Genomic DNA, 345 nt, shown 5'->3' on the forward strand with positions numbered 1-345 from the left:
CTGGTGGACAAGGAAGCCCCCGGCCTGATCATCCTGGGCAAGCAGGCCATCGACGACGATTCCAACCAGACCGGCCAGATGCTGGCCGCCCTGCTGGGCCGGCCCCAGGGCACCTTCGCCAGCAAGGTGGAGATCGGCGCCGATTCCGTCACGGTGACCCGCGAGGTGGACGGCGGGCTGGAGACGGTGAGCCTCAGGCTGCCGGCGGTGGTGACCACCGACCTGCGCCTGAACGAGCCGCGCTACGCCAGCCTGCCCAACATCATGAAGGCCAAGAAGAAGCCCATCGACACGGTGTCGCCGGCCGATCTGGGGGTCGACGTCGGCCCGCGTCTGGTGACGCTG

The 345-nt window shown here is 69.0% G+C and carries 1 pseudogene; it reads left to right on the forward strand.

What is annotated here, in order from left to right:
• Nucleotides 1-345: pseudogene (locus H261_RS23060) on the forward strand (electron transfer flavoprotein subunit beta/FixA family protein); the annotation flags it as partial.

Origin of the sequence: Paramagnetospirillum caucaseum, from assembly GCF_000342045.1 — a bacterium.
Classification (GTDB): domain Bacteria; phylum Pseudomonadota; class Alphaproteobacteria; order Rhodospirillales; family Magnetospirillaceae; genus Phaeospirillum; species Phaeospirillum caucaseum.